Annotated in this window: 14 protein-coding genes; 6 read left to right on the forward strand and 8 right to left on the reverse strand. The window is 73.9% G+C overall.

Annotated elements, in window-relative coordinates; genetic code table 11:
• Positions 1 to 13: 13 nt before the first annotated feature.
• The 3 genes from ACFZBX_RS08735 to ACFZBX_RS08745 form a co-directional block, all read right to left on the reverse strand.
• Positions 14 to 409 carry an MmcQ/YjbR family DNA-binding protein gene (locus ACFZBX_RS08735; RefSeq protein WP_391532291.1) on the reverse strand — a complete coding sequence of 132 codons (396 nt, stop codon included), beginning with the start codon at positions 407 to 409 and terminating at the stop codon, positions 14 to 16.
• A gap of 18 nt (positions 410 to 427) precedes the next feature.
• A complete protein-coding gene (locus ACFZBX_RS08740) occupies positions 428 to 871 on the reverse strand; it encodes a VOC family protein (protein WP_391532293.1) in 444 nt (147 codons plus the stop codon).
• A gap of 61 nt (positions 872 to 932) precedes the next feature.
• Positions 933 to 1847 carry a helix-turn-helix domain-containing protein gene (locus tag ACFZBX_RS08745; RefSeq protein ID WP_391532294.1) on the reverse strand — a complete coding sequence of 305 codons (915 nt, stop codon included), beginning with the start codon at positions 1845 to 1847 and terminating at the stop codon, positions 933 to 935.
• A 169-nt stretch (positions 1848 to 2016) separates the two neighbouring features.
• Between ACFZBX_RS08745 and ACFZBX_RS08750 the strand changes: the two genes are divergently transcribed.
• Positions 2017 to 2451 (forward strand): CBS domain-containing protein, encoded by a 435-nt coding sequence (locus tag ACFZBX_RS08750; protein WP_391532296.1) that lies wholly within the window; start codon positions 2017 to 2019, stop codon positions 2449 to 2451.
• 212 nt (positions 2452 to 2663) lie between these two features.
• The gene (locus ACFZBX_RS08755; protein ID WP_391532298.1) at positions 2664 to 3452 is read left to right on the forward strand and encodes a histidine kinase; all 789 of its coding nucleotides are present in this window, start codon (positions 2664 to 2666) and stop codon (positions 3450 to 3452) included.
• A 34-nt stretch (positions 3453 to 3486) separates the two neighbouring features.
• Here the strand turns inward: ACFZBX_RS08755 and ACFZBX_RS08760 are convergent, their stop codons facing one another.
• Together ACFZBX_RS08760 and ACFZBX_RS08765 are read right to left on the reverse strand one after the other, a co-directional pair.
• A complete protein-coding gene (locus tag ACFZBX_RS08760) occupies positions 3487 to 5550 on the reverse strand; it encodes an NPCBM/NEW2 domain-containing protein (RefSeq protein ID WP_391532609.1) in 2064 nt (687 codons plus the stop codon).
• Positions 5551 to 5717: 167 nt separating this feature from the next.
• Positions 5718 to 7862: a hypothetical protein gene (locus ACFZBX_RS08765; protein WP_391532300.1), complete on the reverse strand. Its 2145-nt coding sequence runs from the start codon at positions 7860 to 7862 to the stop codon at positions 5718 to 5720.
• 237 nt (positions 7863 to 8099) lie between these two features.
• Here ACFZBX_RS08765 and ACFZBX_RS08770 point away from each other — a divergent pair, with 237 nt between their 5' ends.
• From ACFZBX_RS08770 to ACFZBX_RS08780, 3 genes are read left to right on the forward strand one after another with little or no spacing between them, the layout of a single operon-like run.
• Positions 8100 to 9140 (forward strand): substrate-binding domain-containing protein, encoded by a 1041-nt coding sequence (locus tag ACFZBX_RS08770; RefSeq protein WP_391532302.1) that lies wholly within the window; start codon positions 8100 to 8102, stop codon positions 9138 to 9140.
• Positions 9133 to 10716, forward strand: coding sequence for a sugar ABC transporter ATP-binding protein (locus ACFZBX_RS08775; protein ID WP_391532304.1), 1584 nt, complete (start codon positions 9133 to 9135; stop codon positions 10714 to 10716). The genes ACFZBX_RS08770 and ACFZBX_RS08775 overlap by 8 nt, the downstream gene beginning before the upstream one ends.
• A complete protein-coding gene (locus tag ACFZBX_RS08780; RefSeq protein ID WP_391532306.1) occupies positions 10713 to 11771 on the forward strand; it encodes an ABC transporter permease in 1059 nt (352 codons plus the stop codon). The genes ACFZBX_RS08775 and ACFZBX_RS08780 overlap by 4 nt, the downstream gene beginning before the upstream one ends.
• Positions 11772 to 12059: 288 nt before the next feature.
• Here ACFZBX_RS08780 and ACFZBX_RS08785 read toward each other — a convergent pair whose 3' ends face one another.
• The 3 genes from ACFZBX_RS08785 to ACFZBX_RS08795 form a co-directional block, all read right to left on the reverse strand.
• Positions 12060 to 13619 (reverse strand): caspase domain-containing protein, encoded by a 1560-nt coding sequence (locus tag ACFZBX_RS08785; protein ID WP_391532308.1) that lies wholly within the window; start codon positions 13617 to 13619, stop codon positions 12060 to 12062.
• Positions 13612 to 13965 (reverse strand): hypothetical protein, encoded by a 354-nt coding sequence (locus tag ACFZBX_RS08790; protein ID WP_391532310.1) that lies wholly within the window; start codon positions 13963 to 13965, stop codon positions 13612 to 13614. The genes ACFZBX_RS08785 and ACFZBX_RS08790 overlap by 8 nt, the downstream gene beginning before the upstream one ends.
• 131 nt (positions 13966 to 14096) lie before the next feature.
• A complete protein-coding gene (locus ACFZBX_RS08795; RefSeq protein WP_391532312.1) occupies positions 14097 to 14906 on the reverse strand; it encodes a DeoR/GlpR family DNA-binding transcription regulator in 810 nt (269 codons plus the stop codon).
• Positions 14907 to 15079: 173 nt separating this feature from the next.
• Between ACFZBX_RS08795 and ACFZBX_RS08800 the strand changes: the two genes are divergently transcribed.
• Complete coding sequence (locus ACFZBX_RS08800) at positions 15080 to 15673, forward strand: pyridoxamine 5'-phosphate oxidase family protein (protein ID WP_391532314.1); 594 nt, start codon at positions 15080 to 15082, stop codon at positions 15671 to 15673.
• The last annotated feature ends 55 nt before the right edge of the window (positions 15674 to 15728 follow it).

A 15728-nucleotide genomic window follows, 5' to 3' on the forward strand; every position in this document is an offset into this window, starting at 1 on the left:
CCTAAATATTCCGTCAAGGTGTCCGCCCGGTCACCAGGGCGTGGGCGTCCGCGACCAGGTCCTCGATCCGCTCCCAGTCGAGCGGCGCCAGGTCGAGCCGCACGCCGATCCAGCCCCGGTGGCCGACGTAGGGCGGGCGGAAGAACCGTTCCGGCTCCTCGGCGACGAGGAACTCCTGCGCGCCGGCCGCCGCCGGGCACCAGAACGCGAGCCGGTCGTCGTGGTGGTGATCGGCGAGCATCACGAACACCCGCGCCCGGCGGCCGGCTCCGGCGAACCAGGTCGGCTCGCCGTGGCTGACCCGCTCGTCCACCTCGGGCAGCGCCAGGCAGACGGCCCGCAGCCGCTCCACGGCCGCCGCGCCGTCGGTGTCGCCGGTGTCGCCGGTGTCGTTGGTGTCGTCGGGCACGTCGCCGGCACGCACGGTTCAGCCCGCCGAGGGTCGCGGCGCGCCCGGGTAGGTGCCGAAGTACCAGCGGTTGCCCTCGGGGTCGGCAGCGGCGAAGTCGCGCGAGCCGTAGTCCGTGTCGAACGGCGGGCCGGTGATCCGGGCCCCGGCGGCGACGGCGCGCGCGTGCAGGGCGTCCGGGTCCGCCGTGACCACGTACGCGGTGAAGGTCCCGGGGCCTCCCGGCCAGGGCTCCTCGCCCTCGGGCGTCGGTCGGTCGGAGCCCAGCATCACGCCGCCGCCCTCCGGCCACGCAAGCTCCGCGTGGGCGACGAACCCGCCCTCGCCGTAGGCGACGACCTCCTCGAAGCCGAACGCCTCCGTCAGGAAGCGGATCAGTGCCCGGGCGTCGCGGGCGCGCAGACTCGGCCAGACCTGCGGCGCGGGCGGCCTGCCGGTGCCGGTATTGGTGTCGGTGTCCATGGCGGGTACCTCCTCCGGATCGTGGCGGCCGTCCCCGGGCCGGAGCCGGGCCGGACCGCCGTCATGCCTCCCACTCTGGCGCGGGCCCGGTGGCACCGCCTTGGACGTTTCGGAACCCGACCGCGTCCGGCCCCTCCTCGGCCAGCCAGGTGCTCGGCGCGCACCCGGCCAGCGCGCGGAACTCGCGGGCCAGATGGGCCTGGTCCGCGTAGCCGCAGCGCGCCGCCAGCTCCGCGAGCCGGGGCGCCGGGCCGGGCGCGGCCAGCAGCCGGCGGGCCCGGTCGAACCTGATCACCCGGGCGGCGGCCTTCGGGCTGAGGCCGGTCTCCCGGCGGAACCGGTCCAGCAGGTGCCGTCCGCTCCACCCGGTCTCCCGGGCGAGCGCGGCCACCGGCAGGGCGCCGGCGCTGCGCCGCAGCGCGTACCAGGCCTGGACCACCTCGGGCGGCACCTGGCCGGAGGGGCGCGCCAGGCGCAGCAGCGCGCCGTCCAGCGCCGCGAACCGCTCCGGCCAGCCGGGTGCCTCCTGGACCGCCTCCTGGAGGCGGGCGGCCACCGCGCCGAGCACGGCCTCGGCCGGGACGTCCAGCCCGGACAGTTCGCCGGCCGGCAGCCCGAACAGGGCCCGCGCCGCCAGCGGGTGGACGGCGAGCTGGATGCCGGACTGCCGGCCGTCGTGGCTGATCAGCGCGGGCGCCGTGTGCAGGCCGCCGAGCAGCGTGGCGTACCGGCCGGGCGGCTGCGCCGGGTCCGGGTGGCCGGCCATGGTGAGCGGTTCGTCCAGGGTCAGGATGAAGGTCAGGTACGGGGACGGCAGGCCCCGGTGCAGGGCGGGCGGCAGACCGCGCTGGCGGTAGCCCGCGTACCAGGCCACGTACGGGCGCAGTGCCGTGGACGGCCGTACCCGGATCATCTCGTCGACCGGACCGCCCACGGCCGGCGCCGTGCCGGGCGCCCCGGCGAACTCCTCCGTCACGCCCCCAGTATCGGCCCGCCGGGAGGCCGGGGCGGCGGCCCGCGCCCCGGGCGGGCGGTGACCGCGCGTAGCCCCGGGGCGATGCGCTCGCGGACCGTCGGCGGCGTGCATAGCGTGGGAGGACCGGACCATCCGGTGCTCGGGGGGAGGAGCCTGAGGAGGAGTCCCCGTGACCACTGCTCGAGACATCATGCACCCCGGCGCCCAGTGCATCGGCGCCGAACAGAACCTCGCCGAGGCCGCCCGGATGATGCGCGACATGGGCGTCGGCGCCCTGCCGATCTGCGGCGAGGACCAGAAGCTGAAGGGCATCATCACCGACCGCGACATCATCGTGCGGTGCATCGCGGAGGGACGGGACCCGGCCGCCACCAAGGCCTCGGAACTGGGCGGTCACCTGCACTGCGTCCGTGCCGGGGACGGCATCGACACCGTGCTCCAGAAGATGGAGCAGCACCAGATCCGCCGCATCCCGGTGATCGACGGCGACCGGCTGGTCGGCATGATCAGCGAGGCGGACCTGGCGATGGGCCACCGCGAGGGCAACCGTCTGACGGACCAGCAGATCGTCGACTTCATGGACAGCGTCTACATGAAGCGGTGACGGCCGGGCCCGTCCCCCTCTCCTCGCGGCGCGGGCGCGCCCCGCCCCGCGAGGAGACCGGGTCTGCCGGAAGACACAGGTTCACGCGCTTCCGGCCGGGGTCGGCTATGACCTTCGACCAGTCTTTCGGCCGGGGAGGGGAGGGGGCCGGGATTGCGGGTACAGTCCCCGGCGATGGTCGGGAGCGGCCCGGTCGGCACTGGGGAGGATGGATGGAACGGCGCGCCGTGCGGTGGATCCCGCCCGTGCTCTACACCGTGGTCCTGGCCGGTGGATTCCACCACGCGGCGGTCGCCGCAGGGGAGTTCGGCGGTGCCCGGCTCACCGTGTTCGCCGGGGGCCTGCTGGCCCTGCTCGCCCTGGAGGCCCCCGGTCCCGGCCGGCCGCCGGCCGCGCGGCTGCCCGCGGAGCTGCTGCTGGCGGCGCGGGTGCCGCTGGTCACGGCGGTCGTGGTGGCGGACGGCTCAGGGGTGTCGTGGGCGCTGTTCGTCCTGGTGCCGTTCACCGTGTACCCGGCCTTCGGGCGCCGGGCCGCGCTGGTCTGCGCCGCCGGGTGCGTCGGGCTGCTGTCGGCCGCTCTGACCGTCCTGGCGCCGGGCTGGTGGGTGCGGCCGTCCGCCGTGTCGGACGTGCTGGTGTTCGGCCTCGGCCTGGCCCTGACGCTGTCGCTGTCCGGGGCGGCGGTGCGCGAACAGGAGGCGCGGGCGCGGCTGGCCCGTTACGCGCGGCGGATCGCCGAGTTGTCGGCCGCCGAGGAGAGCGGCCGGGCGGCGCGGGAGGCCCATGACAGTCTCGGCCACCATCTGGCCTCCGTCGGCGCGCAGTTGGAGAAGGCGGAGGCGTGCCGCGCGCTGGACCCGGAGGCCTCGGCGCGGGCCGTCGCGGACGCCCGCCGGTCGGCCGACCGGGCACTCGCGGAGGTCCGCGAGTACCACATACGCGTGGGCCGGGCGCGGTGCCGGGTGGCCCTCGGCACCGCGCCCGGCCCGATCAGCGGCTGAGCACTCCGCGGTCGAGTACGCCGGGGTTGAGCACTCAGCAGGTGAGCACCGGTGCGGCCCAGTCGGCGTGGTCGCTGTTGGTGCCGTCGCCGCCGTCCGTCACCACGAGCCGCAGCTCATTGGCCCCGGCCAGCGCCGCGGTGAGGTGCGCGACCCCGGAGGCGGCGGTCATCCGCCCGCTGTCGGCGACCTTGGTGTCGTCGGCGTAGATCTGGAAGGAGACCGAACCCCGGCCCTGCGCCTCGGCGTCCACGCCGACGTCGGTGCTCAGCGCGGAGCAGGAGCCGCCGAGGTAGTAGACGATCTCGCTGAACGCGTTGACGCCCAGGCCCTTCTGGTACCTGGCGCCCCCGATGGTGATCGTGGAGCCGTCCCGGGCCTGGTTGCCGCCGTTGCTCATGTCCCGCTCGACCGGGCCCCAGCTGTTGCCCGCGGCGGACCAGGCGAGGTCGGAGAGCTGGTACGTCCCGGTGGCCGGGCCGTCGCCGCAGGCGACACGGACGTTCGCCCAGTCGGCGTGGTCCCAACTGGTGCCGTCGCCACCGTCGGTGACCACCAGTCGCAGCTCCTGCGCCCCGGTGAGGTCGGCGGTGAGCCGCTTGGCCGTGTCCTGGCCGGTGACCGGACCGCTGTCGGCGGCCTTCACACCGTCCCGGTAGACCTGGAACACCACCGACCCGTTGCCGTACGCGTCGTCGTCGATCCCCACGTCGGCGACCAGATTGCGGCAGGCGCCGCCCAGGTGGAAGCCGATCTCACTGGGGGCGTGCACCCCCAGGCCGTAGGCGTACGGGACGCCGCGCACGGTGATGGTCCGCCCGTCGCCGGCCGCGTGGTCGCCGTTGCTCCGGTCGCGCTCCACCGGGCCCCAGTGGTTGGCAACGGAGGTGAACGGCAGATCGCTCAGCCTGGTCACCCCGGTGGGCGGGGCGACCGGCGAGCCGGGGGTGACCCGGAACATCGCCGTGCCGTGCCCGGGAACGACCGCGCCGATCGCCCCGGTGCTGGTCGAACTCTGCTTGGACCACAGGTCCTTGACCGTGTAGGAGGCGGCGCCACCGATGCCCACGGCCTGCGCGGTGGTGCTGATGGTCGCGTCGTAGGAGCCCTCGTTGGTGAGGGTCACCGAACGGCTGCCGTCCGCCAGCGGCTTGCTCATCACCACGAGCCCGTTCTCCCGCGAGACCACGGAGCCCTGCCGGCCGAGCGGGTCCTGGTCCACCGCGACGACGTCCTTGTTGGTGAGGATCTCCAGGGTCTCCGGCTCGGCGGTGCGCAGGTCGGTGCCGATCATCAGCGGGGCGGCCATCTGCGCCCAGAGGCTGAAGTGGGTCCGGTACTCGGTACCGGTCATGCCCCCGTTGCCGACCTCCAGCATGTCCGGGTCGTTGAAGGCGCCGGGCTTGGCGTAGTTGGCCAGGCCCTGGTTGGCCTGCGCGATGGAGATCATGCTCTGCCAGTTGTCGCTGATGTCACCGGTGGTGCGCCAGGAGTTGCCGACCGGCTGCGCCCAGTTCCACGGACCGGTGCTGCCCCACTCGCAGATGCTGTAGAGGATCGGCCGGCCCGTTCGCTTCAGCGCCTCGCCCATGGTCCGGTAGCGGGTCTGCGCATCGAGGCCCTTGTTGTGGCAGTTGTCGTACTTGAGGTAGTCGACGCCCCAGGAGGCCCACAGGTCCGCGTCCTGCTGTTCGTGGCCGAGCCCGCCGGGGAAGCCCTTGACGTCGCAGGTGTGGTCGCCGGCGCTGGAGTAGATGCCGAACTTCAGCCCCTTGCCGTGCACGTAGTCGGCGAGCGCCTTGATGCCGTGCGGGAAGCGGACCGGGTCGGGCACCAGGTTGCCGGCCGCGTCGCGCTCGGGCAGCGCCCAGCAGTCGTCGAGGTTGACGTACTGGTAGCCGGCGGCCTTGAGGCCCTTGTCGACGAAGATGTCGGCGATGCCCTTGATCATCGCCTCGTTGAACTGGTCCCCGCAGTAGGTGGAGTTCCAGTTGTTGAACCCCATCTGCGGGGTCAGGTTGAGCCCGTTGTCGAGGGCCGCGGCCGGCGGCGCGGCGGCGAGCTGGAGACCGACGGTGAGGGCTCCGCCGCCGGCCATCAGGGTGAGCGCGGTCAGCGCGGCGGCGAAGCGACGGCGTGGCGGGGCGCCGCTGACGCGGCCGGCCACGCGGGTGGGGATGCGCAAGAGTCCTCCAGGTGAGGGAACCGAAAGGGTGGGTGCGCCAGGGGAGTTGGCTCCGGGTGGGAAGGCGGGGGCCGGGCCGGTCAGTTGAGCAGCGTCCAGGCCTGGCCGGGGGCGGCCGGGTTCGGCGGGCCGAGCACCACCGGGGAGGTCGGCGCGGCCTGCGGGGCGTCCAGGGCCAGCCCGGTGGCGACGTTGGTGATGCTGAGCGCCCCGGTGGCGGTGTTCTGCAGGACCCGCCACTTCTGGTGCGGGCTGTCGGGGTCCCAGCGGTTGAGCACCCAGGCCGCCGAGCCGGTCCCGTTGCCGCCGGTCAGCGTGCCGTGCACCTGGGTGGGCGTGTCGCAGTTGTCGGTGATGCGCACGGTGCCGTCGGGGTTCGGTGTGAACTTCCACTGCTCCGAGGTGTGCCAGTCCCACCAGGTGTTGATGCCGGTGGTCGAGCCGTCCGGCGCGGCGCACATGCCCCGCACCTCCAGGGCCTGGCCGCCGGTGCCGCCCGCGCTGATGCCGTGGTAGCGGCCGTCGCCGACGACCGCGGCCGGGACGTGGGTGGGCAGCGGCTTGAGGCGGTAGAAGGCGACCCCGTGCGCCGGCACCCAGGAGCCGACGGCGTTGGTGAAGGTGCCGGTGGCGCCGCTCCAGAGGTCCTTGACCGTGTAGCCGGGCCCGGTCAGCCCGAGGTCGGCGAGCGTGCGGGTGATGTACTGCCAGCCGGACGGGTCCTGGTTGACCAGCAGCACGGCGGTGTCGCCGTCGGCGAGTCGGCGCTTGAGCACGAGCGGTGCGGTGGCGCCGGCGGGCGGGGCGCCGACCAGGGTGGCCGGCTTGCCGAGAGGGTCCTGGTTCACGGCGATGACGTCGGCGTTCTTGTACATCGCCAGCGCGGTGTCGCTGACACCGGTGCTCCAGGTGACGCCCCGGTCGGTGTGCCGGGAGTCGGCGGCGGTACGCAGGTCGGCACCGAGGATGAAGGGGGAGGCCATCATCGCGACGATCGACAGTTCGCTGCGAGCCTCGTCGTCGGTCATCGGCTTGTGGCAAAGGCAGTTGTCGGTGGTGCCGTAGACGCCGTAGGGGGAGAGCCAGCCCGCGAACAGCATGTCCATGTCGTTCCAGCTGCCCGGCCGGACGTTGCCCGGGTACTCCAGCGCGGTCCGCAGTTGGCCGTTGTAGAGCACGCCGTCCAGGTCGGGCCCGCGGTCGCCGCCGATCCGGCACAGGTTGGCGACCTGGCCGCACCACTTCCCGGTCGGCGCGTAGCCGGGCGCCTCGAACGCGGGGGTCCCGGCCGCGACGACGACCGGATCGGTGCGGGCCGGGTCGTCGGCCGCCAGCAGGTACGGGATGCCGGTGTGCACGGGCTGGGCGGAGACGCTCAGCGTGACCCGGGGCCGGTTGCCCGCGGCGGAGGCGGCGTCCAGCTCCCGGCGGAAGTCCTGGACGCGGGCGTAGAGGGAGCGGGTGAGCTCCCGGCCGATGCCCTGGGTGTAGTAGTTGTGGCCGTCCGGCCCGGTGATCTGCGGTCCGTAGGGGCAGTCGTCGTACTTGACGAAGTCGACGCCCCAGGCCACGAAGTCGGCGGCGTCGACGCCCTCGTGGCCCAGGCTGCCGGGGCGGCCCTGGCAGGTGGTGTAGGTGGCGGTGGCGTAGAGGCCGAACCTCATGCCCTTGCTGTGCGCGTACCAGGAGAGGTACTCGACGCCGTTGAGCGTGCGGCCGCCGACGCTGCGGGAGGGGAAGCGCGCCGGGTCGGGGACCAGGTGGCCGCTGGTGACGTCGAAGCCGGTGCCGTCGGTGCCGCTGACCGGGTTGCGGGCGGCGTCGTAGAGCTGCATCGCGCCTTCGGCGGTCTTGGCGAAGTCGGCGCTCTGGCCGTCGCGGTGGCCCAGCGACCACCCGTCGTCGACGGTGACGGTGTCGTAGCCGGCCGCGACCAGGCCGCGGGAGACCATGAAGTCGATGGTCTGGACGACCTGTTCCTGGGTGACGGCGGTGCCGAGGGTGTTCCAGGAGTTCCAGCCCATGGGCGGGGTGAGGGCCTGCCCGTTCCCGACGGTCGCGGCCGTGGGTGCGGCCGCGGCGGCCGTGGCCGGGGTGGGCGTGGCCGCCGCGGGGCCGAGGGCGAGCGTGCCGAGCCCGGAGGCGGCGAGGGTCAGCGCCAGCAGGGTGCGGGAGGCGAAGCGGCGTGCGGTGCGGGGTGCGGAACGTGCTGCGGTTCTGCGCATGGGCGCTCCAGGGGGCGCGGGGTGGGGGCGCATGAGGTTCGCTGCTGAAGGGGAGCCGCAGTGATGCTTTCTGTCTCTTTTTCAAACAGAAAGCAACGCAGCATAGCCATGGCCCGGCTCGACACTCAAGGGTGCCTTTCCATTGCACGGGGCTTGACGGGCCGTCAGTGAGCCGTGTGATATTTCACATCGCGTTGAAATCTGTTTGGTTCTGCTTGATGAGGAGCAGCACTCTCCATGACCAGAAGCACCAGCCGCCGCGCCGCGGCAGGCTCCCTCGTGCTCGCCCTCGGCCTGACCGCCGCCTGCTCCGACGGGCAGGGGACGACCACCGGCAAGGCCTCGGCGGCCCCCGTCAACGGGAAGATCTCGATCACCTATCTGCAGAAGCAGGGGGACCAGGAGTACTTCATCGGCGAGGCCGCCGGGGCCAAGGCCAAGGCCGCCGAACTCGGCGTCGACCTCAAGGTGGTCAACCTCGGCAGCGACGCCAACAGGACGGTCAGCGAGGTCCAGGCGGCCGTCGCCCGGAAGACGAACGGCGTGATCATCGTCGTCCCCGACCCGGCCGTCGGGCCGCAGGTCGTACGGACCGTCCGGGACGCCGGGATCACCCTGCTCACCTCCGACGACCAGGTGTGCGCCACCGGCCCCGACCCGGCCGCCTGCGCCAAGGCCGACCTGGTTCCCCGGATCGGCTTCAGCGGCGCCCAGATGGGCGCCGAGGTCGGCCGGCGCGCCGCCGAGGAGTACACCAGGGCCGGCTGGTCGGCGGCCGACACCCGGGTCCTCTCGGCCTGGAAGCAGGACGTCACCGTCTGCGGGGACCGGGTCAAGGCCGCCAAGGAGGCCTTCGACGCGGCCGTCCCCGGCGTCCGTACCATCGACGTCGCCACCGACAACACCCCCACCGGCGCGCAGGACAAGGTCGCCGCGACCGTCACCGCCAACGCGGGCGTCAAGCACTGGGTGGTGTGGGGCTGCAACGACGAGAACGTGCACGGCGGCGTCACCGCGCTGCGCAACGCCGGCCTCGGCGCGGACGACGTGATCGGCATCGGCCTCGGCGCCTACCTCGCCTGCAAGGAGTGGGGCTCGGGCAAGCCGACCGGGATGAAGGCCGCACTGTTCATCAACGGCAAGGAGGTCGGCGCGCTCGCCGTGCAGACCCTGTACGACAAGCTCAAGAACGGAAAGGACCTCCCGGCCGAACTGTTCGCACGCGCCACCATGGTCGACGCCGCCACCTGGCAGGGCGCGGGAGTCACCTGTGGCTGACCGGGCCACCCCGGAGCACGCCGCCCCGCCGCCGCTGCCCGGCGGCACCGGCGTCCTGGCCGTCACCAAGACCTTCGGCGCCGTCCGGGCCCTGAGCGGCGTCACCCTCGACTTCCCCCGGGGCGCGGTCACCGCCCTGATGGGCGAGAACGGCGCCGGCAAGTCCACCCTGCTCAAGATCCTCACCGGCGACCACCGGCCCACCGAGGGCCGCGTGCTGCTCGACGGCCGCCCCGTCGACCTGCGCTCCCCGGCCCAGGCCCGCGCCCTCGGCATCCGGATCGTCCCGCAGGAGCCCGAGATCGTCCCGCACGTCTCGGTCGCCGAGAACGTCTACGCCGGCGCCTTGCCCACCGGCCGCGGCCGCCGGCTGGACCGCGCCGGGCTGCGCCGCCGGATCACCGCCGACCTGGAACGGCTCGGCTTCACCGGCGTCCTCGACCCCGACCTCCCCGGCTCCCGGCTCACCGCCGCCCAGCGCCAACTCGTCGAGATCATGCGCGCGCTGACCGGCGAGGCCAAGCTGATCGCCTTCGACGAACCCACCTCCTCGCTCTCCGAGCACGAGGCCGACACCCTCTTCGCGCTCATCGGCCGGCTGCGCGCCCAGGGTGTCGCGGTCGTCTACGTCTCCCACCGGATGCGGGAGATCCTCCGGCTCGCCGACCGGGTCGCCGTCCTGCGCGACGGCGCGCTGGCCGGCGTCCAGGACGCGCGCGACACCACCGAGGAGGACCTCGTACGGCAGATGGTCGGCCGCGACCTCTCCGCCCTGGCCGTCCGCGGCAACGTCGCCACCGACCGCGTCGTGCTGCGGGCCCGCGGCCTCACCACCGACCACGTGCGCGACGTCGACCTCACGGTGCGGGCCGGTGAGGTCGTCGGCCTGGCCGGACTGATCGGCGCCGGTCGCTCCGAACTCGCCCTCGCGCTCGCCGGGGACCTGCCGGTCCGCTCCGGCACCGTCACCCTGGACGGACGGCCACTGCCCGTCGGCAGTCCCGGCCGGGTGATCCGCGCGGGTGTCGGCCTCGCCCCCGAGGAGCGCAAGGCCCAGGCCCTCTTCCTGCACCGGTCGATCCGCGACAACACCTCCATCGCCGTCCTGGACCGACTGCGCCGCGGACGCTTCGTCAGGCGCGCCGCAGAACGCGCACTGGCCCGTGCGCACACGGACCGGCTGCGGGTGCGCGCCCCGTCGATCGAGCACGAGGTCCGCAAGCTCTCCGGCGGCAACCAGCAGAAGATCGTGCTCGCCCGCTGGCTGGCCCGCCGGCCCAAGCTGCTGATCCTCGACGAACCGACCCGAGGCATCGACGTCGGCGCCAAGGCCGAGATCCACCGCATCATCGCCGACCTGGCCGAGGAGGGCGTCGCCCTGCTGGTGGTCTCCTCCGAACTGCCCGAACTCCTGGGCCTGGCCGACCGGATCGTGGTCCTGCAGAACGGGCGGGTCACCGGCGAACTCGACCGCGCGGACGCCACCGAGGAGGCCGTCCTCCAGCTCGCCATGGCCGACGACATCACCGCGGCCGGTGCCACCGCCCGCCCCACCTCCCCGGGAGCACCCTCATGACCGGCGCCACCACCCCGCCCGTCACCACCCCGCCCGCCGTCGGCCGGCCCGGCCGGGCCGGCCCACCGGGGAAGGGCGGCCGTCCGCTCGCCCTGCTCGCCGGCATCGGCGGCCAGAACCTCAGCCTGCTCGGCGCCCTCGCCCTGGTCCTCACCGTCTTCGGCCTGCTCGACGACAACTACCTCGGCTGGACCAACCTCCAGGTGATCGCCGAGGCCGCGACCATCACCGGTCTGCTCGCCGTCGTCCAGACCGTGGTGATCATCTGCGGCGGCCTGGACATCTCGGTCGGCTCACAGGCCGGGCTGGCCTCGGTGGTCAGCGCCATGGCCTTCACCTCGGCGGGGTCGAACGCCCTCGCCGGAACGGCCGCCGCGGTGGGGGTCGGCGTGCTGGTCGGCATCGTCAACGGCCTCGTCATCGTCCACGGCCGGGTCAACGCGACCATCGCCACCCTGGCCGGCCTCGCCGCCTACAAGGGCGTCGCCCAACTCCTCTCCGACGGGCGGGCGCAGGGCTACGTCCTCGGCGACCCGGTGTTCGTCTTCCTCGGCCGCGGCCGGATCGCCGGACTGCCCGTCATGGTCTGGATCCTGATCCTGGTCGCGCTCGCCGTGCACGTGCTGCTCACCTGTACCGACCTCGGCCGCAACCTCTACGCGATCGGCGGCAACGACACCGCCGCCCGGCTGGCCGGCATCGCGATCAACAAGTACCTGGTCGCCGTCTACGCCCTGATCGGCGCGGTCGCCGCGCTCGCGGGCATCCTGCTCACCGCCCGCACCGGATCCGGCCAGCCGGTCTCGGGCAGCGAGGGCCTGGAACTCAAGGCGATCACCGCCGCCGCCCTCGGCGGCTGCGCCCTCAAGGGCGGCCGGGGCGGCGTGGTCGGCACCCTGCTGGCCGTCGCCCTGCTCGGCGCACTGGAGAACGGCCTCACCGTCCAAGGCGTCAACGCCTTCTGGCAGAACGTCGCCCAGGGCTCGCTGCTGGTGGCGGCGGTGGTCGTCCAGCAGTCCCGCTCCGGCGACCGCGCGGTCGGCCTGCCGGGCTAGTGACGTGAGCCGGAGATCCGCCGGCAGTAGGGCCCGCCGTCAAACCCCCGCCTGCCGCGCGACGCGCCCCCAGCCTGGCGGTCGGGAGGGGGCCCGGGGCATGGATGCCCTTGGCCTTTGGCGGGGTGGGGCCCGGTGCCGTGTTGATGTGGGTTGCCGGTGGCCTTCAGCGTGGCGGCCGGGAGGTGCCCTCACCGCGTGGGCTCCGGCCCCAGCCTTCGGCCGGGAGGGGCCCCACCTCCGTGCCGCCGATGCACGCACCCGGACGCCGGCGGCGGAGCGGACGTGTCAGGAGAGGGTCGCGGCGAGGAGGGCGACGTTGCCGCCGCCGTACTCGCGGGTCATGGTGAGCCGGACCTCCAGCGGCCGGGACGGGTCGGTGGGGCGGAAGGTGATGGTGTAGACGAGGTAGTAGTTCGCGTTGAGCCGGTTCGGTTCGATGTCGGCGTCGTCGGTGTAGACGGGGCCGCCGCCGTCGCGGAACGAGGCGGCGCAGTGCAGGGCGGCCTGGTGGTGGCCGGCGTAGAGGCGCAGGGTCCGGACGGACGTGCCGCCGGGCACGAGGATCAGGAAGCCCGCGCCCGGCCCGCCCTGGTAGACGACGGACCGGGCGTCGCGGGCGGAGGCGTACGGGGTTCCGCCGTGCCAGGCGAAGGAGACGGGTTGCTCGCCGTCGTGGATCCGGACGGCCGGGTCGGTGCCGAGCGTGGCGAAGTTCCCGATCAGGAGGGTGCCGGCGCGGCGGACGACGCAGTACGGGTTGTAGGTGCACCGGGCCGCGGGGTTCTGCGGGAAGCGTTCGGGGGCGGTCGCGTCGGAGGGCTGGTAGCCCCACTGCACCCAGTCCAGGGCGCCCTCGGCGGAGAGGTCCACCTCGGCGGAGCTCAGCGAGGCGCGCGAGCCGGTCAGGGTGCCGGCGACCGCGGTTCCGCCGCCGCCCAGGACCTCAGGGGCGAGCAGGTAGCCGGTGAGGGCGGCGGCGATGGTCAGCGCCACCGCGGGCGCGAACCTTCGCGCCCGCTTCCGTACGGGTGCGGCGACCGGCACGACCGGTGCGGCCTGCTCAACCGGAGTGACCGGAGCGACCCGCGCGGCGGCGTTGCGGGCGAAGACGAACTCCCCGGCGGCTCCGCTCAGGACGCCGGTCGGCACCGGCTTGCCCTCGCGCTCCAACCGGTCCCGCAGCAGCCGGAAGAGCAGACCGACCGTCAGCACCTCCGGCCCGCCCGGGACCCCCTCCTCGACGATCTCGGCCAGGCAGCGGGTGAACACGGTGTGCGGACGCCCGTCCGCGGAGCGCTCCTCGAACCGCGCGCTCCGGTAGGGCCCGGCGGCGCCGATCAGCGCGCCGCCGGGGGTGCGGGCCAGCCCGATGAGGTCGCCGCCGGCCGCCAGCCGCCCGTCGGGGGAGACGGCGAGCCCGGCGTGGCAGCAGTCCAGCAGGACGATCGTGGTGGTGGCGCGACTGGCCCGGAGGGCGTGCCGCACCGCCTTGTACGGCAGGCTGGTGGTGGCGCGCCGGTCCGCGTCCTCCCGCGTCCCGGGCAGGGCCAGGCAGAGCTCGTCCGCCTCGTCGGCCTGGCCGTGGCCGACGAAGTAGAACAGCGCGGTGTCACCGGCCCCGCTGAACAACTCGACCAGCAGATCCGGCAGGTTGACCTCGCCGGGGACGTCCGCCAGCACGGTGACCCGGTCCTCCGGCCAGCCGCACAGCTCGCCGGTGAGCAGCCGGCGCATCCGGTCGAGGCTGTGCTCGGCGGCCTCCACCGGTCTCAGGTGCCGGTACCGTGCGGTGCCGACGAGGACGGCGGTCGAGCGCGAGAAGTCGCGGACCGGGCGGTCACTCACCGAGCAGGCGCTCCAGGACGGGCAGCACCTCGTCGACGTTCTCCGCGTCCAGGACGATCGTGCGCCCCTCGTGGACGATCTCGATGTGGAAGTGCTTGCGGCGCGAGCGGATGAAGTCGGGCAGGATCCGCAGCGCGGCCACGATCCCCGAGGTGCCGCCGAGGACCGCCAGCACGTCCAGCGCGCCCTGCTCGCCCGGGCCGGGTGTGCCGGCCGTCCGCGCCACCTCGAAGCCGGCCCGGCCGTCGCTCAACCACCGCTCCAGCGAGGTGAGCTGGGACGGGTCCGAGGCCGAGAGCTCGATGCGCTCCGGCCTGCCGGGTGATTCGGATCGCTCGGATGTCATGGCACCCCCACGCCAACGCCCCACCGGCCGTCACCGGGCCGGACCGCCGCCAGTGTGGCAGAACGCCGGGCCGCCGGCAGTGGTATTCGCCGCGAAATCCCGTGCCGGGAAAGGGTCGTGCCCGTCCGGGGTCAGTCCGACGGGACCGGTGCCACGACCAGTTCGCCGACGGTCTCCGCCAGGGCGGCGCGGGCCTCGGCGTGCAGGCCCGAGTCGGTGACGAACACGTCGATCTCGTCGAGGGCGGCGAAGCCGCTGAGCGCGACCACGCCCCACTTGGTGTGGTCGGCCACCACGGCGACCCGGCGCGCGGAGGCGATCAGCGCCCGGTTGGTCTGCGCCTCGGCGAGGTTGGGCGTGGTCAGACCGGACTTCTCGCAGACCCCGTGCGCACCGAGGACCAGCAGGTCGACGTGGAGCGAGCGGACCGCCTGGTCGGCCAACGGGCCGACCAGCGCCGCCGAGGGGGTGGGCGAGCCGCCGGTCAGCAGCAGCGACGGCGCGCCCGCCGCCGGCTCGTCGCCCGCCGAGCGGATCAGTTCGGCGACCGGCAGCGAGTTGGTGACCACGGTGAGGCGCGGTACGTGCAGCAGTCGGGCGGCGACCGCGTACGCCGTGGTGCCCGCCGCGACGGCGATCACGCTGCCAGGCTCCACCAGGGTCGCCGCGGCCTCCGCCACGGCGGCCTTCGCGGCCGACTCCAGCGCCGACTTCGCCTCGAACCCGGGCTCGTCGATGGCCGTTCCCGAGGCGGCGACGGCTCCGCCGTGCACCTTCTTCACCACGCCCGAGCGGTCCAGGGCGTCGAGGTCGCGGCGCACGGTCATGTCGGAGACGCCCAGCTGTTCGACCAGCTCGGCGACGCGCACGGCCCCGCTGCGGCGCACCATCTCGGCGATCATCGCCTGGCGCTGATGGGCCAGCAGCCCGTTGTCGGCCAAGGCCCCACTCCCTCACACCCGCTGTCGCGCCCCGGGGACCGGGCGGTCCGCGGGTCCGTCAAGGATACTGGCCGACCGCGGCGGGCCGCCCGGCGCCGGACGTCGGGGAGCGCGGGCCGTCCGGATGCTGGAAACCGATCTTCGGCCGGCCCGTCCGAAGGCAGAATCCCCCTATGGGAAAGGCCTACGAGAAGATCGACGACCGCTTGCGCGCGTTCATCGAGGCACAGCCCGTCTTCTTCGTGGCGACCGCACCGCTCGCCGCCGACGGGCACGTCAACCTGTCACCCAAGGGCCGTTCCGGGACGCTCGCCGTGCTCGACGAACTCACCCTCGCCTACCTGGACTTCGGCGGATCGGGGGCGGAGACCGTGGCCCACGTGCGGGAGAACGGGCGAATAACCCTGATGTGGTGCGCCTTCGACGGTCCGCCGAAGATCCTCCGGGTGCACGGCCAGGGCGAGGCCGTCTTCCGCGACGACCCGCGCTTCGCCGGGCTGCTCGCGCGCTTCGACCCGGCGGCGGACGGGCCCTCGCTGCGCGCGATCGTGCTGGTGGTGGCCGAGCGGGTCGGCGACTCCTGCGGCTACGCCGTCCCGTTGATGGACTACCGGGAGGAGCGGGAACTGCACGCGCAGTACTTCGGGCGGCAGACGGACGAGGAGTTCAACGGCTACTGCGAGCGCAAGCCGCACGTGGCCGTCAGCCTCGACGGCCTGCCCGCGATCCCGCTGCCGCTCCCCGCCCGCCCGGGAGCCGTCGGCTGACGCACGCGGGCGGCGGAGGGGGCCCCGTACAACGCACGACGCCGCTGGACTCCGG

This window comes from Kitasatospora sp. NPDC008115, from assembly GCF_042957205.1.
In the GTDB taxonomy this organism is placed as follows: Bacteria; Actinomycetota; Actinomycetes; order Streptomycetales; family Streptomycetaceae; genus Kitasatospora.

Excerpts from the sequence above, each read along its gene's own strand:
- ACFZBX_RS08740 (WP_391532293.1), bottom strand. The coding sequence starts at position 871 with ATGGACACCGACACCAATACCGGCACCGGCAGGCCGCCCGCGCCGCAG.
- ACFZBX_RS08765 (WP_391532300.1), bottom strand. The coding sequence starts at position 7,862 with ATGCGCAGAACCGCAGCACGTTCCGCACCCCGCACCGCACGCCGCTTC.
- ACFZBX_RS08760 (WP_391532609.1), bottom strand. The coding sequence starts at position 5,550 with ATGGCCGGCGGCGGAGCCCTCACCGTCGGTCTCCAGCTCGCCGCCGCG.
- ACFZBX_RS08755 (WP_391532298.1), top strand. The coding sequence starts at position 2,664 with ATGGAACGGCGCGCCGTGCGGTGGATCCCGCCCGTGCTCTACACCGTG.
- ACFZBX_RS08770 (WP_391532302.1), top strand. The coding sequence starts at position 8,100 with ATGACCAGAAGCACCAGCCGCCGCGCCGCGGCAGGCTCCCTCGTGCTC.
- ACFZBX_RS08800 (WP_391532314.1), top strand. The coding sequence starts at position 15,080 with ATGGGAAAGGCCTACGAGAAGATCGACGACCGCTTGCGCGCGTTCATC.
- ACFZBX_RS08780 (WP_391532306.1), top strand. The coding sequence starts at position 10,713 with ATGACCGGCGCCACCACCCCGCCCGTCACCACCCCGCCCGCCGTCGGC.
- ACFZBX_RS08790 (WP_391532310.1), bottom strand. The coding sequence starts at position 13,965 with ATGACATCCGAGCGATCCGAATCACCCGGCAGGCCGGAGCGCATCGAG.